The organism is Citrobacter sp. wls716 (assembly GCF_005280975.1).
In the GTDB taxonomy this organism is placed as follows: domain Bacteria; phylum Pseudomonadota; class Gammaproteobacteria; order Enterobacterales; family Enterobacteriaceae; genus Citrobacter; species Citrobacter youngae.
This window is the reverse complement of the sequence record NZ_SZWX01000024.1, coordinates 201,209-225,602: the sequence shown is the minus strand read 5'-3', so window position 1 is coordinate 225,602 and position 24,394 is coordinate 201,209. Positions and strand designations below refer to the sequence as shown.

The following is a 24,394-nucleotide window of genomic DNA, read 5'->3' as shown; positions in this document are numbered from 1 at the left end:
TCCTCGTTAATAGTCAGCGTCCAGGATTAGGGTTGAAGCCTCGGAGAAAACAACATGGTGACTCTGAAGCGCTTGCTTATTTTTTAATATGACCGGTCGTCTTGAATTAGTAAATAATGGATTTGCATCGTTTTTTCTCACCTGCGATGACGTCCAAATGGCATCCAGCAAACGCTTGACAAGCAGAAGGCTTACACACAAACTGAAAATGACCAGTCGGTTTTAATTTTTATCTGAGTGTATAAGCCAATATCCAGCATTACTCTTGTTGATAAACATCCAGCCCAGAAGAAGTTAGAAATGACGGGGCACTTCCTATTGAGCGAAAAACGTGATGAACATGCATACCTCTCCCGCAAAACGTGGACCAAAGCCGAATATCAAAACCCGCGAAAATATCATTCTGGCTGGTGTGAAGTTACTTCATGAAGCCGGTTTCGCCGCCACCGGCGTGCAGGAAATTGTTAATGCCGCGGGAGTACCTAAGGGGTCGTTTTATAACCATTTTGCAAGTAAAGAGGATTTTGGTAGAGAAGTGGTGGAATTTTACTTCACCTCGGGCGTACCGGTCCTTAGAGAGGTACTGGCCGATCCACAGACTCCTCCACTTGATCGCATGCGCAATTATTTCGAGCAGAGAATACAGGCATTTAAACAAACTGATTTCGTCAAGGGTTGCCTGATGGGCAATATGAGTCTGGAAATAGCCGATCACAGTGGTCCGATTCGTGACACCATCGCGGCTAATTTCAGAGAGTGGAGCATGATGTTCGAGAATTGTGTGGCTGAAGCGCAGAAGTCAGGCGCGGTAAAAAACCCTATGCCGTCTTCCGTGCTTGCCCAATTCATTCTGAACAGCTGGGAAGGTGCCTTGCTGCGCATGCGTGTAGAAAAGAACGACCAGCCACTGCGTGATTTTTGCGTTGTTGTATTCAGTTCACTTCTGATCTGATATCGCGCTGCTTAATAAAGCAACTTTAGACATGATGACATTGAGGCTTAAGTTGTTTAGCGTTTCTTCCGTATTGAGTGTCCGTTCCTCGCTCAAAGCGGTCGCTAGTCCTACCCCATCCCCAACTAATGCCATAGTCAGTAAGATCCTTACCAAAGATCCTCTATTCATTGCCCTTTCCCTCCGACTTTACAAATATGTGCCATCTCACGAATAAACGATGGAAAGCGTGATTTTTACAGTGCTGGGCTATCTGCGACAATTGCTGAACGGCCAGAGTGTACTGGCGTGGCTGTATCTGTTTTTTATGCGATTTCTCATGCTCGATTAACAGAGAATCACGCTTTGATAATGGTGATGCCCTTTCCTTCAATACTCCTTAACCAATTATCATCGGTTTCACTATCAACCACGATAGTATTGATTAGCCCTACCTCACCGATAACAAACGATGACGCAGCGTTGACCTTCTCCGGCGACACCAGTACGACCGTTTCCGCCGCTCTGCCGGAAAATGCACGTTTGATGCACGCTTCTTCATAATCACCCGTGGTTAATCCCGCTTCAGGATGAATACCCGTTACCCCCATGAAGAAAATATCCGCATGAATATTGCCGATGCCTTCAATAGCGGCCGCCCCTACACTGACAATGGAGTGCTTGTACAGTCGGCCACCGATCAAAATAACGTCAACCTCGGGTTTATCGACCAACCCCAGTGCAATGCTGGGACTGTGTGTCACCACGGTAATATGCAGATCGTCCGGCAGACAGGCAATCAGCTCTGATGTGGTCGTACCGCCATCCACAATAACAACTTGTCCCGAAGAAATGAGTTCAGTGCCTTTGCGCGCGATCTTCATTTTCACATCTGTTTTTAATGATTTACGCTCGGAAAATGTCGCAACAGCTGAAGACGATGGCAAAGCACCACCATGAACGCGCTGCAATCGCCCTTCTGCGGCAAGCTCACGTAAATCCCGTCGAATGGTGTCTTCTGAAACGCCAAATCGATCACTCAGATTTTTCGATTGGACCTGCCCTTCAACCTGCAGTTGTTCAAGAATAAGATGTTTACGTTGATGAGCGAGCATGTGACCGTTCCTGTTTATGCATGTTTATACTTGTATTTGCACGATAATGCTGATTATGATGTCAACTCTACGGATCAAGGAGTCTTCATGCAACCTAAACGTGCAGAAATACGCATCGTCGATAACCTAACATTATCCGATGACTGGTATTGTTTAAAAAAATACACTTTTGATATTCAACGAAGAAACGGTGACTGGCAGCGCCAAAGTCGTGAAGTTTACGATCGCGGCAACGGAGCCACGATTCTGCTCTATAACCGTGACAGGAAAACAGTGATCTTAACTCGTCAGTTTCGTTTTCCGGTATTTATAAATGGTCACGATGGCTATCTCATTGAAACAGCAGCAGGTCTTCTTGACAACATGGCTCCTGAAAAACGGATCAAAGCCGAAGTTGAAGAAGAAACCGGTTTTCGTGTATCCAGCGTACAGAAGGTTTTCGAGGCGTACATGAGCCCAGGCTCGGTCACGGAGAAGCTCTATTTTTACATCGCGGAATATGATGCTGCCGACAAGACAGGTGCCGGTGGTGGAATTGCGGCTGAAGGAGAAGATATCGAAGTGCTTGAGTGGCCGCTTGCAAGCGCACTTGCCGCAATTGAAAGTGGTCTTATCGTCGATGGCAAAACCATTATGTTGCTTTATCACATCGCGCTGAAAAACATTCTATGAGGTTCTCTTTGTGAAACAACTTATTCTCATTGCTGGCCCCTACCGTAGCGGTACGGATGGAAAACAAAATCTTATCGATGCAAATCTTGCTCGCCTGGAAGATGCAGCGTTAGCGGTATATCAAAGAGGACACATTCCTGTAATTGGCGAATGGCTGGCACTACCACTGGCAAAAGCTGCCGGTTCTGCGGCTATTGACGATGAAATCGGCGAATCTATGATCTACCCTGTTGCCCATCGACTTATCACCAAATGTGATGCGATTTACCGTATTAAAGGCGCTTCTAAAGGTGCTGATATGGACATCGATGTCGCACATAAGCATGGACTCACCGTTTATTTCCGCCTTGAAGACATCCCGTTGGCGTAATTTTATTGTGCTATTGCCTGCGAATGTGCAGGCAATTAAACCATCGCCAATGGGATCTATGACTCTCAGGAAAGATGGGGAGCGCAAGCGCGGGCAATAAGGAATGCTATTAATGCCAAAATCATAACCCCTTTAAAATGTCATTTTTATCTCATTTCATTTCCAATTGTAATGATAACCATTCTCATGTTAATGTAGCCGCGTGATAATTAACTTTTGATGCAATCCGCATGTCTGACCGCGCCACTACTACCGCTTGCTTCACGTTCGAGTCGCTTTATGGCACACATCACGGCTGGCTGAAAAGCTGGCTGACGCGCAAGCTCCAGTCTGCCTTTGATGCTGATGATATTGCCCAGGACACATTTTTACGGGTAATGGGCAGTGACTCGCTCAAGACTGTCCGCGACCCTCGTTCCTTCCTGTGTACTATTGCCAAACGGGTGATGGTCGACCTGTTTCGCCGAAACGCGCTGGAGAAAGCCTATCTGGAGATGCTGGCGCTGATGCCGGAAAATCTCGCGCCTTCGCCCGAGGAACGTGAGAGCCAGCTCGAAACCCTGCAACTCATCGACAGCATGCTTGACGGCCTGAACGGAAACACACGCGAAGCGTTTTTGCTTTCGCAACTGGAGGGGCTCAAATACAGCGAGATCGCGCTTAAGCTCGGCGTCTCCGTCAGCTCGGTGAAAAAGTATGTGGCAAAGGCTATCGAACATTGTCTGCTGTTTCGTCTGGAGCACGGCCTGTGAACGCTTCTATCACCGATTCTCGCCGTCAGGCTTTGCGCTCAGCATCACACTGGTATGCGGTATTGAGCGGCGAGCGTGTCAGCCCACAGCAGGAAGCTCGCTGGCAACAATGGTATGAACAGGACCAGGACAATCAGTGGGCATGGCAACAGGTTGAAAACCTGCGCAGCCAGCTCAGCAGCGTTCCGGGCGATGTCGCCAGCCGGGCGCTGCACGATACGCGCCTAACTCGTCGTCACGTCATGAAAGGGTTGTTGCTACTGCTTGGCGTGGGTAGCGGCTGGCAGCTCTGGCAATCTGAGGCCGGAGAAGGTCTACGTGCCGACTACCGCACCGCTAAAGGCGTGGTCAGCCATCAGCGGCTGGAGGATGGCTCACTGCTGACGCTCAACACACAAAGCGCCGCTGATGTTCGTTTTGATACGCATCAGCGCGCTGTCCGCCTCTGGTATGGCGAAATTGCGATTACCACCGCAAAAGATGCGCAGCAGAGGCCTTTCCGTGTGATGACACGCCAGGGTCAGCTCACCGCATTAGGCACAGAATTTACCGTCTACCAGCAGGACAACGTCACGCGTGTTACCGTTCAACAGCATGCGGTTGAAGTCTTACTGGCAAACCGCCCGCAGGAAAAACGCATCGTCAACGCTGGCGAGAGCCTGCAGTTTAGCGCGTCTGAATTTGGTGCAATCGCCTCAGCGGATGATGAAAGCGCAACCTGGACACAGGGTGTTCTGAGTTTCAGCGATAAACCGCTGGGAGAGGTCATTGCCACACTGAGCCGTTATCGCAACGGCGTGCTGCGTTGCGATCCAGCAGTGGCCGGGCTACGCCTGAGTGGCACGTTCCCGCTGAAAAATACCGATGCGATTCTGGATGTTATTACCCAGACACTTCCAGTTAAAATTCAGACTGTTACGCGATACTGGGTAAATATTTCGGCACTGTAAGAAAAATAATTCTCATTTTCATTGTCCTTTTTCCCCTTCTCATTCGACTCATAGCTGAACACAACAAAAATGATGATGGAGAAGGTATGACGCCTTTACGCGTTTTTAGCAAAACAACACCTTTGGTTAACGCCATTCGCCTGAGCCTGCTGCCGCTGGCTGGGCTCTCGTTATCCGCTTTCGCAGCGCAGGTTGATATTGCACCAGGCTCACTCGATAAAGCGCTAAACCAATATGCCGCACACAGCGGAATTACCCTGTCTGTTGATGCCAGCCTGACGCGCGGCAAGCACAGCAACGGTTTGCACGGCGATTACGATGTTGAGAGTGGTTTGCAGCAGTTGCTCCTGGGCAGTGGCCTGCAGGTGAAGCCGTTAGGGAATAACAGCTGGACGCTCGAACACGTTCCAGCACCACAGGAAGATGCGCTCACGGTTGTGGGCGACTGGCTGGGCGATGCGCGCGAAAACGACGTATTCGAACATGCCGGCGCGCGTGACGTTATCCGCCGTGAGGATTTCGCCAAAACCGGCGCGACGACCATGCGCGAGGTGCTGAATCGTATTCCTGGCGTTACCGCCCCGGAAAACAACGGTACCGGTAGCCACGATCTGGCGATGAACTTTGGTATTCGCGGCCTGAACCCGCGCCTTGCCAGCCGTTCAACGGTGCTGATGGACGGTATTCCGGTGCCGTTTGCCCCTTACGGCCAGCCGCAGCTTTCCCTGGCACCCGTTTCGCTCGGAAATATGGACGCCATCGATGTGGTGCGCGGCGGCGGCGCCGTACGTTACGGACCGCAGAGCGTGGGCGGCGTGGTGAACTTTGTTACCCGCGCCATTCCGCAAGACTTCGGGATCGAAGCCGGCATGGAAGGCCAGCTCAGCCCAACGTCCTCACAAAATAATCCCAAAGAGACGCACAATCTGATGGTGGGCGGCACGGCGGATAACGGTTTTGGTACCGCCCTGCTTTACTCCGGCACGCGCGGCAGCGACTGGCGCGAGCACAGCGCGACGCGCATCGATGACCTGATGCTGAAAAGCAAATATGCACCGAACGACGTGCATACCTTCAATAGCCTTCTGCAATACTACGACGGTGAAGCCGATATGCCCGGTGGCCTGTCGCGCGCGGATTACAACGCCGACCGCTGGCAATCTACGCGTCCGAACGATCGCTTCTGGGGGCGTCGCAAGCTGGCAAGCCTCGGCTATCAGTTCCAGCCGGACAGTCAGCATAAATTCAATATTCAGGGCTTCTACACCGAAACCCTGCGCAGCGGCTACCTGGAACAGGGCAAACGCACCACGCTTTCACCGCGCAATTACTGGGTACGCGGCATTGAGCCACGCTACAGCCAGAGCTTTATGCTGGGCCCTTCCGCGCACGAAGTGGGGGTGGGATACCGCTATGTGAGCGAGTCGACGCATGAAATGCGTTACTACACCGCCACCAGCAGCGGACAACTGCCGTCCAGCGCCAGCCCTTACGATCGCGACACCCGTTCCGGCACCGAAGCGCACGCCTGGTATCTGGATGACAAAATCGATATTGGCAACTGGACTATCACTCCGGGTATGCGCTTTGAACATATCGAGTCATACCAGAACAACGCCATCAAAGGCACACATGAGGAAGTGAGCTATAACGCCCCACTTCCGGCGCTAAACGTGCTTTATCACCTGACTGACAGCTGGAACCTTTATGCAAACACCGAAGGCTCGTTCGGCACCGTACAGTACAGCCAAATTGGCAAGGCTGTGCAAAGCGGCAATGTGGAACCGGAAAAAGCGCGAACCTGGGAGCTCGGCACCCGATACGACGATGGCGCGCTGACCGCGGAAATGGGGTTGTTCCTGATTAACTTTAATAATCAGTACGACTCCAACCAGACCAACGATACCGTTACAGCACGCGGTAAAACGCGCCATACCGGGCTGGAAACCCAGGCCCGCTATGACCTCGGCACGCTGACGCCAACGCTCGACAACGTTTCAGTCTACGCAAGCTATGCGTACGTGGACGCCGAGATTCGTGAGAAAGGCGACACCTACGGCAACCAGGTGCCGTTCTCGCCGAAACACAAAGGCACATTGGGCGTGGACTATAAGCCGGGCAACTGGACCTTCAACCTGAACAGTGATTTCCAGTCCAGCCAGTTTGCGGATAACGCCAACACCGTGAAAGAGAGCGCCGATGGCAGTACCGGTCGTATCCCTGGCTTTATGCTCTGGGGCGCACGCGTAGCTTATGATTTTGGTCCGCAAATGGCAGACCTGAACCTGGCGTTCGGTGTGAAAAATATCTTCGACCAAGAATATTTCACCCGCTCCTACGACGACAACAATAAAGGCATCTACGCAGGCCAGCCGCGCACGCTGTATATGCAGGGGTCGTTGAAGTTCTAAATCCCGTTGACCCGGCCTGCATGCTGTTTTTGTCGGCCGGGTCAACGACGCGCCACTCGACACAGGCCACTCACATGTTTACATCATTACGCACCCTATTCGCCGCTCTGCTGCTGCTCACCGGCAACGCTTTTGCCGCCACGGTTCATGACGAACATGGCACCTTTACGCTTGATAAAACACCACAGCGGATCGTGGTGCTGGAACTGTCGTTCGCGGACGCACTGGCAGCCGTCGATGTTAGTCCGGTCGGCATTGCCGACGATAACGATGCCACGCGCATTCTTCCAGAAGTTCGCACCCATCTTAAACCCTGGCAGTCTGTCGGTACGCGCGCGCAGCCGAGCTTAGAAGCCATCAGCGCGCTGAAACCGGATCTGATCATAGCCGACAGCAGCCGTCATGCGGGTATCTACAGCGCCTTGCAGCAAATCGCACCGGTGCTGCTGCTTAAGTCCCGCAATGAAACCTACGCTGAAAATCTGCAATCTGCGGCCATCATCGGCGAAGTTGTGGGCAAAAAGACACAGATGCAGTCACGTCTGGCGCAACACCAACAACAGATGTCAGCGTGGGCAAGCCAGTTGCCAAAAGGCACGCTGGTGTTGTTTGGTACGTCCCGGGAGCAGCAGTTCAACCTGCACACGCAAGAGACCTGGACCGGGGGCGTCCTGACCTCTCTGGGGCTGACGGTGCCGGCGGCAATATCCGGTGCGTCTATGCCGTCTATCGGCCTGGAGCAGTTGCTGGCGCTCAATCCTTCATGGCTGCTGGTCGCCCACTACCGCGAAGAGAGCATCGTCAAACGCTGGCAGCAGGACCCGCTGTGGCAGATGTTAACTGCGGTGCAAAAACAGCAGACGGCGTCGGTCGACAGTAACGCCTGGGCGCGGATGCGCGGCATTTTCGCGGCCGAACGCATTGCCAGTGACACGGTAAAAATCTTCCATCACCAGCCTTTATCCGATGTGAAATGACGGTTCTCAGACATCCAGCGCTGCAGTGGGGTCTTCCCCTTGCCGCGCTTATCACTCTCTTCTGGCTGAGTCTGTTTTGCTACTCGGCCATTCCTGTTTCTGGCGTTGACGCCATTCACGCTCTGCTGCCGGGCCATACGCCCACGCTTGCACAAGCGCTGGTGCAAAACCTTCGTTTGCCGCGAAGCCTGGTCGCCATTCTGATCGGCGCGAGTCTGGCTCTCGCGGGAACGCTGCTGCAGACCCTGACGCATAATTCAATGGCATCCCCTTCGCTGCTTGGTATTAACAGCGGCGCGGCGCTGGCGATGGCGCTGACCAGCGCTCTCAGCCCCGTGCCCGTTGCAGGTTACTCCATCGCCTTTATCGCCGCCTGCGGTGGCGGCGTAAGCTGGCTGCTGGTGATGACCGCTGGCGGCGGATTTCGCCACAGCCAGGACCGAAACAAATTGATCCTCGCGGGCATCGCGTTCTCGGCGTTTTGCATGGCCCTGATCCGCATCACCCTGCTGCTGACGGAAGATCACGCTTACGGCATTTTATACTGGCTCGCGGGAGGCGTATCCCACGCACGCTGGCAGGAGTTCTGGCAGCTTTTCCCGATGGTGGCGGTTGCCCTGCCGGTGGTGTTGCTGCTGGCTAATCAACTGAACCTGCTTAACGTCAGTGACAGCACTGCCCGCACGCTGGGGGTGAATCTGCCAAAGCTACGTTTGATCATCAATATTCTGGTGCTGCTTCTGGTCGGTGCCTGCGTCAGCGTGGCTGGCCCGGTTGCGTTTATCGGCCTGCTGATGCCGCATCTGGCTCGCTTCTGGGTGGGATTCGATCAGCGCAAGGTTTTGCCGATGAGCATGCTTTTGGGCGCTACGCTGCTGCTGCTGGCTGATGTTCTGGCCCGAGCGCTGGCTTTTCCTGGCGAATTGCCTGCCGGGGCAGTAGTGGCGCTGATTGGTGCGCCCTGCTTTGTCTGGCTGGTCAGGAGGCGTGGATGAAAATTGCGTTAGTCATTTTCATCGCCCTCGCATTGACGGGATTTTCGGTTCTGTCTCTGCAAATGGGGGTGATCGCCGTTCCCTGGCACGCCCTGCTGACCGACTGGCAAACCGGGCGCGAGTATCATTACGTGTTAACGGCGTACCGCCTGCCGCGATTGCTGCTGGCGCTGCTGGTCGGCGCAGCCCTCGCGGTGGCAGGCGTTCTGGTTCAAGGGATCGTGCGTAACCCTCTGGCATCGCCGGATATTCTCGGCGTAAATCATGCCGCAAGCCTGGCCTCTGTGGGCGCGCTACTGCTCTTGCCGTCACTACCGGTGATTGCCCTGCCGCTGCTGGCCTTTGTCGGTGGCATGGCAGGCCTGATCCTGCTGAGAATGCTGGCGAACACCAGCCAGCCGATGAAGCTCGCGCTCACGGGTGTCGCACTTTCTGCCTGCTGGGCCAGCCTGACGGATTACCTGATGCTTTCGCGCCCGCAGGATGTGAACAGCGCCCTGCTGTGGCTGACCGGCAGCTTATGGGGACGTGACTGGAGTTTTGTGAAGATTGCCGCCCCGCTGCTGATGTTATTTCTGCCGCTGAGCCTGGGTTTTTGCCGCGATCTCGACCTCCTGGCATTGGGCGATGCGCGAGCCACCACGCTCGGGGTGTCGGTGCCGCGTATACGGTTCCAGGCTTTGCTACTGGCGGTCGCCATGACGTCAACCGGCGTGGCCGTCTGCGGCCCGATTAGCTTTATTGGACTCGTGGTACCACATATGGTGCGCAGCATTACCGGTGGACGTCACCGCTGGCTGCTGCCCGTTTCGGCCATGACGGGTGCATTGCTGCTGGTGGCGGCCGACCTGCTGGCGCGAATTATTCATCCCCCGCTGGAGCTTCCCGCTGGCGTGCTGACCGCCATTATCGGTGCGCCGTGGTTTGTCTGGCTGCTTGTGAGAATGCGATAAATGACATTACGAACTGAAAATCTGACGGTCTGTTACGGGACAAACAAGGTGCTTGACGGCGTATCACTCGCACTGCCTACGGGCAAGATTACTGCGCTACTTGGCCCTAACGGTTGTGGGAAATCGACGCTGTTAAACTGTTTTTCACGACTGTTAATGCCGCAGTCCGGCACCGTATTTCTTGACGACAATCCCATCAATACGTTCTCATCGCGCCAGCTTGCCCGCCGGCTGGCGCTGCTGCCGCAGCATCATTTAACGCCAGAGGGGATCACCGTCCGAGAGCTGGTTTCCTACGGCCGCAACCCGTGGTTACCACTTTGGGGGCGTCTTTGTGCGCAAGACAATGCGCGGGTCAATCTCGCCATGAGCCAGACCCAAATCCATCATCTTGCCGACAGACGGTTAACCGATCTTTCTGGCGGCCAGCGCCAGCGCGCATTTCTGGCGATGGTCCTGGCGCAGGATACGCCCGTTGTCCTGCTCGATGAGCCAACGACCTATCTCGATATCAATCATCAGGTGGAACTGATGCGGTTGATGGGCGCACTCCGAGCCCAGGGGAAAACGGTAGTCGCAGTGCTGCACGACCTTAATCAGGCAAGCCGATACTGCGATCATCTGGTGGTCATGGCCAACGGACATGTGATGGCACAAGGCACACCGGAAGCAGTGATGAATCCTGGATTGCTGAGAAGCGTATTCAGCGTGGAAACGGAGATCCATCCCGAGCCGATATCTGGCAGACCAATGTGTGTGGTGAGGTAGATTGTACAGGTCGTATGCAGTAAACCTCGGCTAAACGAAACGGGAACTGTGCCGCAGTGTCCTTCTGCCTGGCTCTGAATGCTTGCGATGAGCAATGCTCATCGTCCATCAACTTGTTTTAGAATGTTCGCTTTGTGCCAGAAGCGGACATTACGAAATGGGGTTATTTCAATCAAAACGTAACGTCACAACCAGCCGACGCTCTCTCTCCACTTATAATTAGTAACTTTATCATTTTCGCTTATTTTTTTAGAGATAGAGCGAGGCTCTCTTCCTAAATACTCAGATATTTCTGTCGGGGACAAATCAAAATCAACAAGCATGACTCTAAGTTTTTCCATTTCCTTTAAAGTCCAGGGCTTGCCAAAATTTTCATAAAGAGAGACCTTATGCTCCCTGATAGTTCGTTTTCTCTGAGTTTCACTTTCCCTCTGAAAAATCTCGTTTTTAAACTGTGAACGGAACTCTTTACAGAAATTGTCATCGATTTTTTTATTATGCAGATTGCTAAAGATAAGTTGGGATGCCGGGTCTAAATCAGGTGCATCAATAATAAAGACCTTGACCTTCTCCATATGTGGATATTCAACCTTACCCAATATACTTAGTTGCTTTAAATTAAAAAAACCTCTCAAATCAAAAGATTTAATGAGTTTTGATTGGATTGCACTTTCAATTCTGCTGGCATTTGAATAACAGTAATTTGCCATTGGAAGGGCCCATACTACCAGTTGAGGAATATATTTTTCTAATGCAATACTCTGCCAGTCAGTATCAAATGCTTGGCTTTTTGCTAGCATGTTTTTCGGTAAATCAGAATATAACGTTGTAGATGCCCATATCTTATAATCTTTCGCTAAGGCTTGATAATGTTTAGTGTGGTTATGAATTTTATAAGCAGACATGAAGCGATACACGTCGTCATCCTGACCCGCGTCGTAAATTGTTCGGTTTCCTCTCAGGTAACCGTCGTAATGTTCGTTTATCCTTCTACCTACATTACAACTTACCCCAACGTAAACCACGCGATTGAAAAGTCCCTTATGGACAATAAGATAAACTCCGCTACAGCCAGATTTCCTGGCCTCTGATATAGAACCTAAAAATCTCCATTCCATAATTAAAATCCATTATTATTGCCGCTCCTTTTTGTTTATCATTATTTTATTGAAACTTCAACAAGTTAATCCAGGAGCTAAAGGGAAAAAATTATATAAGTATACTTATCATCATTAGCGATTATATAGTGTAGTGGCGCAGTGTACTTGAGGTGCATGTGGAGAAAATATATCGTTATTGATAAACATGACCTGCTCCCTGTTGATTCACACAGAATGCTGTTAGCAATGTCCGCTCTTCGCTCTCAGCGGACCTTCAGCTAAGTCAGCTTGTCCGCATTGTGCCAGGAGCGGACGCTTCAGAAGCCAGCTCTTTTTAAAAGCTGACGCATTATCGAACCGGATACTCTGTTTTCAACAACCCATCTCCTGCTCGGATGGTAGCCCCCCATTTTCGCGGGTTATTTCTGTTGTAGCCAGCGCTGAACGCCCGTTAATGCAGAGTCAATTGCGCCTGTCAGATAGCCCGGGAACTGCGGCGACCATTCACTGGCAATACCTGTTATCTCACCGGACAACTCTCCCCTGGCGGAAAGTTGCTCAGGTATTACGTGACTGACTTCCTGCTGGAGATCAAATTCCGTTGCAGAAACGGATCGGCCACCCAGTCTTTTATATACTCAGCTTCGGGCTCTACCGCATCCTGCCCAAATAAGCGTACGAGCGGCTCCCGACAAAGGCTTTTGAGAACAGCATCGCTGACAGTTCATCTCGATTTTGCAAGTACGCCAGTAAAACCAAAAATCGCCGTTTTACCCGAATCTGGCTCGGATACGTCGTGGATCTCTGCTCCGCCAACATGCGGCGCACAGAAAATCCGCGCGCCTGGGGCAAGCTTCTGAAGCAGCACTGTTTCTGAGGTGCCAGAGAATAAAGCGAAGACTTGTCTTTGCGGCTGACCATGCCAGTTAGCCGCCTTCTGCGTATATAACCTGAGCGGCTGGCGTGCATCGGCAGACATCTGGCGCAGCTTGACGAGAAGGGTTGCGCGTACCTGCTTGCGACCAATCCGGTCAAGCATCATGCGCTCAACCCAGGGCTAGGGTGAAAATATCCATTGATAATCATCCGGGGTAATGATCACGCGCTGCGAAAAATCATAATTCAGTAACATCATAATCAGTGATTAGACGGCCCCACGCGGAGCCGTGTGCAGGCCTATTTGTTCGGCAGATTATCGTACACATCCAGTGCGCGCGCGGTATACGTCAGCGCTGCGCCGGTGTTCAGGTTTATGGCAACCGCCAGCGCTTCGGCGATCTCTTCGCGCGTGGCACCGTACTTAACAGCAGCATCCACATGAACGGCCAGGCAACCGTCGCAGCGGGTGGTTACGGCCACGGCCAGCGCAATCAGTTCATGGGTTTTGGGATCGAGGTGCTTGCTTTCTGACGCACCTTTATCCATCTGCTGAAAGCCTTTCATAAACTCAGGCTGCAGTTTGGCAAATTTGTCGATGGTGGCGAGCAGGCCACTGCGATATTCATTCCAGTTTAAGAACATTCAAAACTCCGGTTGTTGTTTGTCTCAGAAAAGTTATTAAATGACGTCGAAAATACGCACGTCAGGCGCACTGTTTAAATACGGTTTTAATCCGGCAACGACATCCTGCGTAAACAGCAGGCTGTTAAGGTATGCCTGCGCCTGCGCAACGGTCGTAAAACCGTGCAGCACCTGGACGTCTTCGTCGCGGACAAGCAGCTCTTTAGAGGTGGCACCCTCAATGGTGGTCAGAAACGGAGTTTTGTATTTCTGGTATACCTCAGCGGCTGCCGCACGGTTTTCATTACTGATATTCAGGGTGATTTGCAGATAAGCCATCGTTCTCTCCTTCGTTCAGGGTTGAAGTAATACGCCCGTTTAAAAAACCGGTCTGTATTACCTTTCGTTGAGAGCGATTATCAGAAAGCCAGACAGCTTCAACAAATCAGATAATCTTGCGAAGCAGAAAAGAAATTCTATGTCGTGAATTGTCGTGGTATAAGCACTACGCGCCCGACGTGATTGCCGGGGCAGCGTAATGCCTGAGGGGGCAGTTTATGAACGGTCTGAGACGACATCCTGAAGAAGCCAGTCATGGAAAACGTTGACTTCATCACGCATAACTTTTTGTTGCGGGGTGACAAGATAATAGGACCATTTGAGCGGCCAACGGCGATCGGGGTGCAGCTGAACCAACTGACCGGTTTCGATAAGCTGCTTCACCAAAGCGTAACGAACGATGGCCACGCCCCTGCCGCTCAGGGCCGACAGGATGACCGCTGAGGTGGAGTTAATATGCAGCCCGCTATCCAGCGCTTCGGGTGCACCGACCGCCATCAGGACAGCATCCCATGACGGAAAATCCGCCCCAGGATGCGGCGTGTCATCGTGAATGAGTTTTTGCGTGGCGAGCCATTCACGGCAGGCCATTTTCCCGGGCGGCACCAGGCGCGGACTGCAGACCAGCACCGCTTCTTCATCCATCAGCCAGGTTTTATGCACGCCTGGCCAGTCGCCCTGTCCGCAGCGAATACCGATGTCCGCCTCGCCGTGCGACACATCCATCAGTTTTTCCGTGACGTTAAGCCGCAGATTGATATTTTCGTGCGTTTCCGAAAACCGGTTCAGGCGATCCATCAGCCAGTTCATCATCAGCACCTGCGATGCTGTCACCACCACCACCGAACGCGAGCGGCGACCGCGAAGCTTGTTTAACCCGGTTTCGAGTTTGTCCAGTCCCTGCGTGATGTCCTGTAGCGCCTCCTGCGCTTCGTCAACCAGCGTCAGCCGCTCTTTTCCGGAGCGGGTGCGGTGAAGAAGCGGGTGTCCGACCCAGTCTTCCAGCGAGCGTACCAGTTGGCCTACTGCAGCGGGCGTAACGCCAAGCTCCTGTGCCGCGCCGGTAAAGCTGCCGTGCCTGGCGGTGGCTTCAAAAGCGTGCAGCCATTTAAGTCGGTTTAGCGATCGCATTGTGGAAATCCTGATTCATTATTTTTCTCAGTATACGCCAGCGAGAAAGATTTTCTTTCCTGAGTCGCAATTTCTTCTCAGTCGTCAATCAGGCGTCCGGGTGGCATTCTGATTTCACACGATGAGGAGTACGGCTTTTCATCAATAACAACCATATGAATTCAAAGAGGTTAGCGATGAACGCATCTTTTGCCGGTAAAAAACTGTTAGTGGTCGGTGGTACAAGCGGTATGGGCTTCGAAACGGCGAAGCTGGTTCTGAAAAACGGCGGCAGCGTTGTGCTTGTTGGCAATCGTCAGGACAAAGCCGGGCAGGCCCGCCAGGCACTGGCTGCGGATGGTCAGGTTTCTATCATCGTTGCCGACCTGATGAAAGAAGAAGGGATGCAGCATGTGGTAGACACCATTAATGCCGAACACAAAGATATCAGCCTGCTGGTCAATGCGGCTGGCGTGTTTTTCCCAAAACCCTTCACCGAACATGAAGCGTCAGACTATGACATGTATATGAGCATTAACCGCGCAACGTTCTTTATTACCCGTGACGTGGTGCGCAATATGGTTGATGCCGGGATTAAAGGCTCCATCGTGAATATCGGCTCCATGTGGGCGCAGCAGGCGATTGGTGCCACGCCGTCTTCAGCCTATTCGATGGCCAAAGCCGGTCTGCACGCGCTGACTAAAAACCTGGCCATTGAGCTGGGTGAAAAAGGGATCCGCGTGAATGCGGTTTCTCCGGCCGTTGTTCACACTCCTATTTACGAAGGCTTCATTCCGAAAGACGACGTAAAAGATGTGATGAACAGCTTTGACAGCTTCCATCCGATCGGACGCGTGGGTACGCCAGTCGACATCGCGGAAACTGTGGCTTTCCTGCTTTCTGAAAAAACTGGCTGGGTCACCGGCGCTATCTGGGATATTGATGGCGGTGTGATGGCTGGCCGTAACGCCTGAAGACCGCGCCGGACGCTCTGCCAGCCGTATTCCGGAGGTTCCGCTCCGTTGGCACTTCAAAACCATGTTATCGATTCCGATGAATCGGTTTCGCTGGGTGGCGAGGGACTGGCTCCTGATCCGCGGGAATTAATGCTCGCTGCGTTTAATGCCTGTATGACGGCCGTCTTTGTTCAGGAAGCCAGGGCTAAAGATCTCGCCCTTGCCATCTGATAATCCCTATTATATCGGTGCCATTTATGAATAAAAAATACCGCGCGATGCAGATCGTTGCCCCTGGTGTGCTGGAAATGACAAAGCGGCCGATACCCGCTCCCGGTCCGGATGAGGTGCTTATCAAAATTGAAGCATGCGGAGTATGCGGTGCCGATCTCCGGGACGCGGAAAGAGCGCCGCAGGAGGGCCAACCCGGCCGTATACCGGGACATGAAATCGTCGGGTTTATTGCCCGCAAGGGGAACAGGGTACCCGATATCTGGCAATGCGGTCAGCGCGTAGGCGTCGGCCGACTGGGTGGGTATTGTCAGCACTGCAAACCTTGCCGCAGAGGGCTTTTTCATCTCTGTGAAAATCAACTGACGCCGGGCCTCAGCTGCGATGGCGGCTACGCAGAGTACGTTGTCATGCGACATACCGCGCTGATAGCAATTCCCTCCGCGCTCTCTTCCGTGCATGCAGCCCCGATCCTTTGCGCCGGTACCGCTACCTTCAACGCACTGCGTAATTCAGGCGCAAGAGCGGGCGACAGAGTGGCTGTTCTCGGAGTGGGTGGGCTTGGCCACATGGCTGTTCAGTACGCCCGTAAAATGGGTTTTGAGGTGACTGTGATTGCACGGGGTAGCGAAAAAGAACGCGCGGCCTTTAAGCTGGGTGCGCATCACTACATAAATACACTTGAGGAAAATGCATCAGAACGCCTGAAAAATGACGGCGGTGTGGATTTTATCGTGGCAACTGCACCGGCTTCAGAAACGGTTTCAGCCCTCTTGTCCGCCCTCTCCCCCCAGGGTAAAACAATCTTGCTGGGTACAGGACAAAAGCCGCTGCAGGTCTCGCCGGGTATGATGATCGGCGCTGAACGCACCTTGACAGGCTCCTTCGTCGGCACACCAGCGCAAACCGAGCGCGCACTGCAGTTCAGCCACCTCTTTCAGACGTTGCCCATCACAGAGATGTTGCCATTTGAACGGGCAAATGAGGCGCTCAACAGACTTAAGCAAGGTCTGGCGCGATACAGGATAGTGCTCACCATGAATCAGGATAATTAATCACATGTCCGCAGAACATTTCCTGCCCGTTGCAGACCAGAGAAATAATATCATTCGCCTGTCGGCCGCGCAGGCCCTCGCGGGTGCCAACTCTGTCGTCTTTTATGCCACTGGCGCAATTGTGGGTAACGCCCTCGCTCCCGGCAGCTCGCTGGCTACACTTCCCATCACCATGTTTGTTCTGGGGATGGCAGGCAGTATCCTGCCGTTAGGCTCATTAGCGCGTAAAAATGGCCGTAAAAGCGCATTTATGGTCGGAACCGGGGCGGGTGTCTTGACTGGACTGACCGCCGCCCTGGCCGTCGTGATTGGCTCATTTATATTGTTCTGCATTGCCGCCTTCATGGGCGGAGCCTATGCAGCCGTTGCGCTCAGCTTTCGTTTTGCGGCAACCGACGGCGTCACGCCAGAACGTCGCGCCCGGGCCCTGTCGCTGGTGATGGGAGGCGGCGTGGTTGCCGGCGTGATTGGCCCGATGCTGGTTTCAGGCACGATGCACCTCTGGCCGCCTCATACCTTCGCCGTCACGTTCCTCGCGCAGGCGCTCGTGGCCGTTATTTCGGCATTCATACTTAAAGGCGTAAAAACCGCAGAACCTACCTGCGCGATAAAAACGGGTGGGCGGCCTTTACGCGAAATTGCCCGTCAGCCAGGGTTTGCCAGAACCGTATTCAGCGGTGCGGTAACCTATATGGTGATGAACTTCCTGATGACGGCTGCACCACTCTCGATGCACATGCACGGCATCTCTCAACAGGCGTCCAATCTCGGTATCCAGTGGCACGTTATTGCCATGTACGGTCCGGGTTTCTTCACTGGCAAATTAATTAACCGCTTTGGAGCCATGCGTATCGCTGCTGCGGGTTTGCTTATCACTGCATGCTCTGTCCTCGCCGGACTCGGTGGAACCGATATTTTTCACTACTGGTTGTCGCTGATTTTGCTGGGTCTCGGCTGGAATTTTGGCTTCACCGGCGCATCGGCGAAGATCATTGAATATCATCGTCCAGAAGAGAAAACCCAGGTCCAGTCCCTGAACGATTTTGTGGTATTTGGGGTTATGATTGTAGGGTCATTTTCTTCAGGTGCTCTACTCAGCCTCTACGGCTGGAACTCCGTCCTGTGGGGGACCCTTGTTCCCGTCGGTCTTGCGTTTGTAGGTATTGTTAACGAGTTGCGGGCAAAAAAGCAGGATAAATTAACTTTCTGACCCTGTTTTGTCTGCTATCTGGAAGCGGGTTACGTTGATGTAAAAAGTATCTAAAGCCCAACATCAACGGGCATGATTTTGGGCATACTTGCCATGTTACCGGGTGCAGAAGACTGTTTCTTTGCCTTACATGGTTTAAGAACGTTGCATATTCGCTGAAAGAAGCGGAAGCACTGGCAATTGCTCACTGGCTTGCAGAACAACCTGAAGTCAAAACTGTACTCCACCCCGCAATGCCGGATTGTCCGGGACATGAAATATGGAAGCGAGACCCTACGGGATCGTCAGGGCTGTTCTCTGTGGTGCTTGATCCCGTACACGCATGCTAAATGACATGCAGCTGTTCGGAATGGGGTATTCCTGGGGCGGTTTTGAAAGCCTGATTATTCCTTTCGGCTGCCGGGAATATCGAACTGCGACAACCTGGCACAAGAAGGGAGAACCCCTTCGGCTCCAGATTGGCCTGGAAGATCCGGATGACCTGATCACCGATCTGGGTCAGGGGTTTGATCGGCTGCATTCATTGACGTAATCGGGTTTTGCGGCTCGCAAACCTGTAAAATTTGCTCTTTCATCCATAAATGTCCAGGGGAGTTACTGAGCTGTGGGCTGTAATAAGCCTTCAGAATATACTGGGGGGTTGGGAATGGAGGAGTAAACACCACAAGATTTTTCATATCAAAAACAGATGAGATGCCCCGCTTGGGCAGCGTGATGACCAGATCAGTATTTGAAACAATGAGCGGGGCAATCATCAGACTTGGTAATTCAACAACAATTCGGCGGCGTACCTGCTGACTTTCCAGATAGCGGTCGATAGCACCCCGGGATTCCAGCCATGGGCGTACCACCACGTGTCCGGCGTTAAGATATCGCTCATGGGTAAGGGAATCATAAATTTCAGGGTGACCACGTCGCACCGCAACCACGTAATCATCCGTAAAGCAGGTAATGGACTCAATACCGCGCCGGGGATTTTTCTGCTCTTCTTCAAAACCAAGAGCAAAATCAACTTTGCCCGAAAGCAGATCTTCATCGGCGTTAAAATCGCGTGAGTAGATAAGCTTAATGGTAATACCCGGCGCGAGGCTGTTAACTCTCGCGATCAGGCCTGGCAGGATCACAGCGGCCGTGTAGTCCGTGGCGGCAAAAGTAAACGTCTCCCGGCTTTTTTCCGGCTCAAAGTGTTCAGGCTCATGTAGGCAAGTCGAGAGACTGTTCAGAGCGGCGGAAACGTTAGCGGCAATGCTCTCTGCTTTTGACGTTGGCACCATGCGTCCGCCAGTGCGCACAAATAAGGGATCATCCAGTGAGGCACGTAAGCGATTGAGCGCATGACTCAGCGCTGACGGACTTAGCGCCATTTCATTAGCGGCCTCCGTTACGCTCCCATGCCGATAAAGAGAATCGAAGATAAGCAATAAATTCAGATCGGTCTTGCGCAACGTCGACACCATGGTTCTTTTTTCCGGGTGAAATTTGAAAATAGTGATTAATGAATATTGTACATTTTATTTTTGCATAAAATGCAGCGAAAGCATGATTGAAAAAAGATAGTATATTTCCATCAAAATGATTCTGAAGAGGCAAAACTATGTCTACCCCTGTATTCCGTCAGGCCACTGCCGCCGATGTCGATCGTTGCTATGATATTGAAATCACATCCTACGAAGGGGATGAAGCCGCAACGCGCGAGAAAATAGCCACCCGTATTAACCGCTATCCGGAAGGTTTTCTGTGTATGGAGCTGAACGGCGACGTTATTGGTTTCATCAATGCAGGCTGCGCATGGGAAGTCGTGATGTCTGATGAAGAATTTAAAGAACTGGTTGGACACGATCCGGATGCACCTAATGCCGTGATTATGTCTGTCGTGGTTCACCCGGATTATCAGGGCAAAGGATACTCGTCGTTGCTGATGCGTGAATTCGTGGCGCATATGAAAGCAATGAACAAAAAAACAATCCACCTGTTGTGTAAAGATCGCCACGTCGATCTGTATGCTCATTTTGGTTACCAGTATATGAAACCGTCAGAGTCAGACCACGGTGGTATGGCCTGGCATGAAATGATGATGACACTCTGATTTAACTATCCAGACACGACTCTTTTTCTTTTCATCTGTTTCGCCAAATATTTCCGCATCAGTGCATTTTGTAGTGTCACGCCACGACACACAGGGAAACCTCGTTCCACGACATGAAAGCCGTGTCGTAGAAAGAACGCTTCCGCAGCCTTACTGACATTTGAAGTAAGTTCACCCATTCCACGTTGTCTGGCTTCTTCATGAATGCGGTCCATCAGTAGCGTCCCTACGCCCTGTCTCGGGTAGACTCCCGAGACATAGAAATGGTCAATGTACCCATTTGGCTGAACATCCGCATATCCAGCTATTTCACCATCCACTTCAACAACAAAGGGACGTAGTGCCCTCATGCGATTAGTCCAGTTATCCGGGTCGATATCTGACGGGGCCCAGGCATCTATTTGTTCATGTGTGTAATAGTGGGATGCGAGGGTATGTACAGAAGATAAGAAAATGCTGAGTAACGAAATCTCATCTCCATTCTTGAACCTTCTGATTTTCATAAAACCTCGTTATGAGCGTGGCTGGTAGAACAATATCATTACTTTTCATAATGTTCTATTTTATAGACTGGACATGCGACCCCGACATTTTCTGTATCAAAATCTGGATAACCCTGGCTTCCAGGAATCTACATATCCATTTATCGGTGTCGGTTCTGGGTTAAGATAATCGCCTCTCCGTTCCGGCTGTGGTTAATGAGATGAATCTCAATCGCTATTGTTATTTGCTACTGGTCTGCGCTGCGGTCAGTAGCCTTTTTGCCCCACATCCGTTGCTGATATGGGGCCTGCTCGCCAACATATTGACGCTGGCGATTTACGGCGTGGACAAAATGGCAGCGCGTAAGGCCTGGCGCAGAGTGCCGGAATCCACGTTGCTGGTATTTGGCGCTGTGGGCGGATGGGCTGGAGCCATTGTCGGCCAACAACTCTTTCACCATAAAACACAAAAGCAGCCCTTCAAAACTTACTTCATCATCAGTGTGATATTAAGTACCTCCGCTATGGTGGCCGTGTATCAGTTCTTTCCATTCTCACTTTCCTGAGCATCATTTAGGGATAGCGCCAGCCCCTGTGCAACGTTATCGTGTTGGATTATAAACAAAAGCATCGTTAGCATGTCTGTCCTGATGTACGCACTCTATACTCTGCAACAGATCGTCAACATTAAGGATGGATATGAAAAAGCTGTTGCTGGTTCTCCTGGTGCTAACTGCATTTGCAGCCAATTCTATCCTCTGTCGTATCGCCTTAAAGAATGAGTATTCAGATCCTGAAACGTTCAGCGTGCTGAGATTACTCGGTGGTGCAGTAATGCTGTTTTTCTGGCATATAGCCCGGGGTAAACTGAAAGAAATACGCTGGAAAATCATCGATGCCCTGTTGCTGTGTGCCTATGTATTATTTTTCTCAATCGCGTATGTGCAGCTCAATACCGCAACAGGTGCATTACTGCTGTTTGGCGCAGTGCAGATCTGCATGATTGGCTGGGGATTAATAAAAGGTGAAACACTTAGCGGATACAAAGCCACCGGGATCGTTATTGCCATCGGGGGGATCATTATGCTGCTGCTCCCCGGCGCAACCGCTCCCCCTTTGATACCCGCCCTGACGATGGTTGTTTCAGGCATGGCATGGGGAGCTTACTCTGTGCGTGGGAAAAATATCCTCTCTCCTGCCGGGACGACTGCAGGAAATTTCATTCTGAGCCTTCCGGTTATTTTCATCCTGAGTTTGGTACGACAGGAGCCCGTGCATACTGACGCCAACGGCGTCATCCTTGCCCTGCTCTCCGGCGGACTGGCTTCTGGTGTGGCTTACGTACTTTGGTACCAACTTGTTGCCACTATGTCTTCAGCAACCGCCAGCACGCTGCAGTTGAGTGTGCCCTGTATTGCTGCGGTAGGTGGAGTGCTATTTCTTGGCGAATTGCCTGATTTGAGAATTCTGGTTTGCACACTGATCGTTCTGGCTGGCATAGCCATTGTTATTTCATCCGATCGAACACAGAGTAAGAAATCAGCACAGGGGTAACGTTGAGGAGTCACAGCACTGTGCTTCGGTGTTTTGACTCACAGCCAGGAGCGGACGTTGATATGATTTGATGAGTATATTTATGAAATTAATTTTATCTTTGATTTTTAAGGTTTTTACCATCCGCAATACAAAATCAGATGTTCTCAATAAAAAAAAACCTGCGTCAGCATGCAGGGGCAATAGGAAAGCACTTTCGTTTTTTTAACTATGAGGGTTACAACAAAGGGTCTATTGGTACAGATACAGCATTACAACCGTGCAGGGCCGATGAAGTAGCTGTTATTATTGCTCTACAGTGCTTGCCAGGTCAGCTGCCGGCAGTCGCGGCTGAGAACGCTGCCAGCCAGAACCATAGCGGGTGTACTGTGCAGGAACGGGGAGTACAACGTTCAAATCGTCTGCTGCAGTACGCGCCCAGAACGGATCCTTCAGCATATCCCGGCCAACAAGAATGATATCTGCTCGGCCATTCTGCAAAATTTCTTCTGCCTGACGACCTGTTTCGATCAGACCTACAGCCCCGGTTTTAATATCCAACTCCCTTCGTAGTAGCTCGGCTGCAGGGACCTGATAATTTGGGTAAGTGTTTACCTGTACCATCGCAATTCCGCCGCTTGAACAGTCAATCAGATCAATACCTTGTTCTTTCATCCAGTTGCCGTAGATCAAGAAGTCTTCCGGACGGTTTCCGCCTTCAACATAATCGGTTGAAGAGATACGCAGGAACAATGGGCCTTTCCACTCGCTGCGCACGACGTCAATGACTTCACGCACAATGCGGTAACGATTCTCGTGGCTACCGCCGTATTCATCGGTGCGTTTGTTCGCTAGCGGCGACAGGAACTGATTCAACAGATAGCCGTGGGCACCGTGGATTTCAATAACGTCAAAACCGGCTTCACGCGCACGGCGAGCACCTTGACGGAACGCCTCTACGACTTCGTTAATTTGCTCAATACTCATCGCCTGTGGTACGCGGGAATCAGGTGTGAACGGAATAGCTGACGGCGCGATAGAGGGCAGGTCAATTCCCAGTTGGCGACCAGCATGTCCAATCTGTGCGCCGGCTTTCGCGCCAAAACGGTGAATGGAATCTGTCACGCGGGACAAACCTTCAATATGGCTATCATCCCAGATACCGATGTCTCCAGGACCGATTGGACCATTCGGTAATACAGAGGCCGTTTCCAGCATGATAAGACCTGCTCCGCCCAGGGCACGCGCGCCGTAGTGGATAACATGAAAGTCATTAATCTTGCCGTCGTCAGATGCCGAGTGCATGCACATCGGGGACATGGCAATACGGTTGCGGAATTCAACGCCGTTGATTGTGATGGGTTCAAAAAGCAAAGCTGACATTTCTACTCCAGAAAGTGATTGATATTTAGCCCGCTAAAAGTACCATACGATGATAATTCGTTTATACGCTAAAAAAATGCACATACTTACCAAAAGGTAACCATGATGTTTTTATGAAGAAATTACGTAACTACGATTCGGCACCAGGTTGTTCAATGGAAGCAGCACTGCATATCATGGGTGGGAAATGGAAAGGGGTGATCCTCTATCATTTATTTAAGGACGGTACGCTTCGGTTTAGCGAACTCCAGCGGTTTTTAACCAGCATCAATCAGCGTTTACTGACGAAGCAACTGCGTGAACTTGAAGAGGATGGCCTGATTATTCGCCAGGTTTATCCCGTTGTTCCACCAAAGGTTGAATACTCGTTGAGTGACGAAGGACGGGAGCTGAACAAACTGGTTCTGGATCTAAGCATATGGGGCAGAAACTGGCTGGAACGCCGCGGTCTTAAAACAGCGGTTGAAGAGGATATCGAGGAGTTGAAAAAGGTTCTCGGCGATCCGAAGTAAGCC

At 51.8% G+C, this 24,394-nt stretch carries 27 protein-coding genes and 1 pseudogene; 19 read left to right on the top strand and 9 right to left on the bottom strand.

From position 1 onward, the window contains the following. Positions 1-334 precede the first annotated feature (334 nt). Positions 335-952, top strand: a complete 618-nt coding sequence (locus tag FDX24_RS07470; protein ID WP_137364075.1) for a TetR/AcrR family transcriptional regulator — start codon at positions 335-337, stop codon at positions 950-952. 338 nt (positions 953-1,290) lie between these two features. Here the strand turns inward: FDX24_RS07470 and FDX24_RS07465 are convergent, their stop codons facing one another. Next, entirely contained in the window at positions 1,291-2,046 is a 756-nt protein-coding gene (locus FDX24_RS07465) for a DeoR/GlpR family DNA-binding transcription regulator (RefSeq protein ID WP_061067844.1), read from the bottom strand. A gap of 87 nt (positions 2,047-2,133) precedes the next feature. Between FDX24_RS07465 and FDX24_RS07460 the strand changes: the two genes are divergently transcribed. From FDX24_RS07460 to fecE, 9 genes are all read left to right on the top strand, one after another. Beyond that, the gene (locus tag FDX24_RS07460) at positions 2,134-2,718 is read left to right on the top strand and encodes an NUDIX domain-containing protein (RefSeq protein ID WP_040233800.1); all 585 of its coding nucleotides are present in this window, start codon (positions 2,134-2,136) and stop codon (positions 2,716-2,718) included. A gap of 10 nt (positions 2,719-2,728) precedes the next feature. Beyond that, positions 2,729-3,088: a DUF4406 domain-containing protein gene (locus tag FDX24_RS07455; protein WP_040233798.1), complete on the top strand. Its 360-nt coding sequence runs from the start codon at positions 2,729-2,731 to the stop codon at positions 3,086-3,088. Between the two features lie 230 nt (positions 3,089-3,318). Further along, positions 3,319-3,840 carry a ferric citrate uptake sigma factor FecI gene (gene fecI / locus FDX24_RS07450; protein ID WP_048211780.1) on the top strand — a complete coding sequence of 174 codons (522 nt, stop codon included), beginning with the start codon at positions 3,319-3,321 and terminating at the stop codon, positions 3,838-3,840. Beyond that, positions 3,837-4,790: a ferric citrate uptake sigma factor regulator FecR gene (gene fecR, locus FDX24_RS07445; RefSeq protein WP_137364074.1), complete on the top strand. Its 954-nt coding sequence runs from the start codon at positions 3,837-3,839 to the stop codon at positions 4,788-4,790. The genes fecI and fecR overlap by 4 nt, the downstream gene beginning before the upstream one ends. A gap of 86 nt (positions 4,791-4,876) precedes the next feature. After that, complete coding sequence (fecA, locus tag FDX24_RS07440) at positions 4,877-7,201, top strand: TonB-dependent Fe(3+) dicitrate receptor FecA (RefSeq protein ID WP_137364073.1); 2,325 nt, start codon at positions 4,877-4,879, stop codon at positions 7,199-7,201. A gap of 74 nt (positions 7,202-7,275) precedes the next feature. Further along, entirely contained in the window at positions 7,276-8,178 is a 903-nt protein-coding gene (locus tag FDX24_RS07435) for a Fe(3+) dicitrate ABC transporter substrate-binding protein FecB (protein ID WP_137364072.1), read from the top strand. Further along, positions 8,175-9,173 carry an iron-dicitrate ABC transporter permease FecC gene (gene fecC / locus FDX24_RS07430; protein WP_137364071.1) on the top strand — a complete coding sequence of 333 codons (999 nt, stop codon included), beginning with the start codon at positions 8,175-8,177 and terminating at the stop codon, positions 9,171-9,173. Before FDX24_RS07435 ends, fecC begins: the two co-directional genes overlap by 4 nt. Continuing rightward, positions 9,170-10,126 carry a Fe(3+) dicitrate ABC transporter permease subunit FecD gene (gene fecD / locus FDX24_RS07425; RefSeq protein ID WP_137364070.1) on the top strand — a complete coding sequence of 319 codons (957 nt, stop codon included), beginning with the start codon at positions 9,170-9,172 and terminating at the stop codon, positions 10,124-10,126. The genes fecC and fecD overlap by 4 nt, the downstream gene beginning before the upstream one ends. Continuing rightward, positions 10,127-10,894, top strand: a complete 768-nt coding sequence (fecE, locus tag FDX24_RS07420; RefSeq protein WP_137364069.1) for a Fe(3+) dicitrate ABC transporter ATP-binding protein FecE — start codon at positions 10,127-10,129, stop codon at positions 10,892-10,894. A 185-nt stretch (positions 10,895-11,079) separates the two neighbouring features. Here fecE and FDX24_RS07415 read toward each other — a convergent pair whose 3' ends face one another. The 5 genes from FDX24_RS07415 to FDX24_RS07395 form a co-directional block, all read right to left on the bottom strand. Further along, positions 11,080-12,012 (bottom strand): GIY-YIG nuclease family protein, encoded by a 933-nt coding sequence (locus FDX24_RS07415; protein WP_170973056.1) that lies wholly within the window; start codon positions 12,010-12,012, stop codon positions 11,080-11,082. Positions 12,013-12,718: 706 nt separating this feature from the next. Then, positions 12,719-13,036, bottom strand: coding sequence for a hypothetical protein (locus FDX24_RS23540; RefSeq protein WP_233608838.1), 318 nt, complete (start codon positions 13,034-13,036; stop codon positions 12,719-12,721). Between the two features lie 134 nt (positions 13,037-13,170). Then, positions 13,171-13,515 carry a carboxymuconolactone decarboxylase family protein gene (locus FDX24_RS07405; protein ID WP_048211788.1) on the bottom strand — a complete coding sequence of 115 codons (345 nt, stop codon included), beginning with the start codon at positions 13,513-13,515 and terminating at the stop codon, positions 13,171-13,173. A 36-nt stretch (positions 13,516-13,551) separates the two neighbouring features. Beyond that, on the bottom strand, positions 13,552-13,833 hold the full coding sequence (locus tag FDX24_RS07400) for a hypothetical protein (protein ID WP_048211789.1): 282 nt from the start codon (positions 13,831-13,833) through the stop codon (positions 13,552-13,554). 216 nt (positions 13,834-14,049) lie between these two features. After that, positions 14,050-14,964, bottom strand: a complete 915-nt coding sequence (locus tag FDX24_RS07395) for a LysR substrate-binding domain-containing protein (RefSeq protein ID WP_137364068.1) — start codon at positions 14,962-14,964, stop codon at positions 14,050-14,052. A gap of 176 nt (positions 14,965-15,140) precedes the next feature. Between FDX24_RS07395 and FDX24_RS07390 the strand changes: the two genes are divergently transcribed. From FDX24_RS07390 to FDX24_RS07370, 5 genes and pseudogenes are all read left to right on the top strand, one after another. Then, positions 15,141-15,917, top strand: coding sequence for an SDR family NAD(P)-dependent oxidoreductase (locus FDX24_RS07390; RefSeq protein WP_061067834.1), 777 nt, complete (start codon positions 15,141-15,143; stop codon positions 15,915-15,917). Between the two features lie 48 nt (positions 15,918-15,965). Beyond that, positions 15,966-16,130: an OsmC family protein gene (locus tag FDX24_RS07385; protein WP_225807905.1), complete on the top strand. Its 165-nt coding sequence runs from the start codon at positions 15,966-15,968 to the stop codon at positions 16,128-16,130. Between the two features lie 26 nt (positions 16,131-16,156). Continuing rightward, on the top strand, positions 16,157-17,185 hold the full coding sequence (locus FDX24_RS07380) for a zinc-binding dehydrogenase (RefSeq protein WP_061067833.1): 1,029 nt from the start codon (positions 16,157-16,159) through the stop codon (positions 17,183-17,185). A 4-nt stretch (positions 17,186-17,189) separates the two neighbouring features. After that, positions 17,190-18,395: an MFS transporter gene (locus FDX24_RS07375; protein WP_137364067.1), complete on the top strand. Its 1,206-nt coding sequence runs from the start codon at positions 17,190-17,192 to the stop codon at positions 18,393-18,395. An 87-nt stretch (positions 18,396-18,482) separates the two neighbouring features. Further along, positions 18,483-18,927: pseudogene (locus FDX24_RS07370) on the top strand (PLP-dependent transferase); the annotation flags it as partial. On the opposite strand, the gene FDX24_RS07365 reads toward FDX24_RS07370, so the two are convergent. Next, on the bottom strand, positions 18,881-19,852 hold the full coding sequence (locus tag FDX24_RS07365) for a LysR family transcriptional regulator (protein WP_137346359.1): 972 nt from the start codon (positions 19,850-19,852) through the stop codon (positions 18,881-18,883). The pseudogene FDX24_RS07370 and the gene FDX24_RS07365 overlap by 47 nt on opposite strands. A 137-nt stretch (positions 19,853-19,989) precedes the next feature. Here FDX24_RS07365 and FDX24_RS07360 point away from each other — a divergent pair, with 137 nt between their 5' ends. Further along, positions 19,990-20,481, top strand: a complete 492-nt coding sequence (locus FDX24_RS07360; protein ID WP_115602095.1) for a GNAT family N-acetyltransferase — start codon at positions 19,990-19,992, stop codon at positions 20,479-20,481. A 5-nt stretch (positions 20,482-20,486) separates the two neighbouring features. Here the strand turns inward: FDX24_RS07360 and FDX24_RS07355 are convergent, their stop codons facing one another. After that, the gene (locus FDX24_RS07355; protein ID WP_137364066.1) at positions 20,487-20,984 is read right to left on the bottom strand and encodes a GNAT family N-acetyltransferase; all 498 of its coding nucleotides are present in this window, start codon (positions 20,982-20,984) and stop codon (positions 20,487-20,489) included. 200 nt (positions 20,985-21,184) lie between these two features. Here FDX24_RS07355 and FDX24_RS07350 point away from each other — a divergent pair, with 200 nt between their 5' ends. Continuing rightward, complete coding sequence (locus tag FDX24_RS07350) at positions 21,185-21,529, top strand: DUF1294 domain-containing protein (RefSeq protein WP_048211797.1); 345 nt, start codon at positions 21,185-21,187, stop codon at positions 21,527-21,529. A gap of 133 nt (positions 21,530-21,662) precedes the next feature. Continuing rightward, positions 21,663-22,517: a DMT family transporter gene (locus tag FDX24_RS07345; RefSeq protein WP_137364065.1), complete on the top strand. Its 855-nt coding sequence runs from the start codon at positions 21,663-21,665 to the stop codon at positions 22,515-22,517. 285 nt (positions 22,518-22,802) lie between these two features. Here the strand turns inward: FDX24_RS07345 and namA are convergent, their stop codons facing one another. After that, positions 22,803-23,879 carry an NADPH dehydrogenase NamA gene (namA, locus tag FDX24_RS07340; protein ID WP_137364064.1) on the bottom strand — a complete coding sequence of 359 codons (1,077 nt, stop codon included), beginning with the start codon at positions 23,877-23,879 and terminating at the stop codon, positions 22,803-22,805. A 113-nt stretch (positions 23,880-23,992) separates the two neighbouring features. Here namA and FDX24_RS07335 point away from each other — a divergent pair, with 113 nt between their 5' ends. Then, positions 23,993-24,391, top strand: coding sequence for a helix-turn-helix domain-containing protein (locus tag FDX24_RS07335; protein ID WP_048211800.1), 399 nt, complete (start codon positions 23,993-23,995; stop codon positions 24,389-24,391). Positions 24,392-24,394 lie beyond the last annotated feature (3 nt).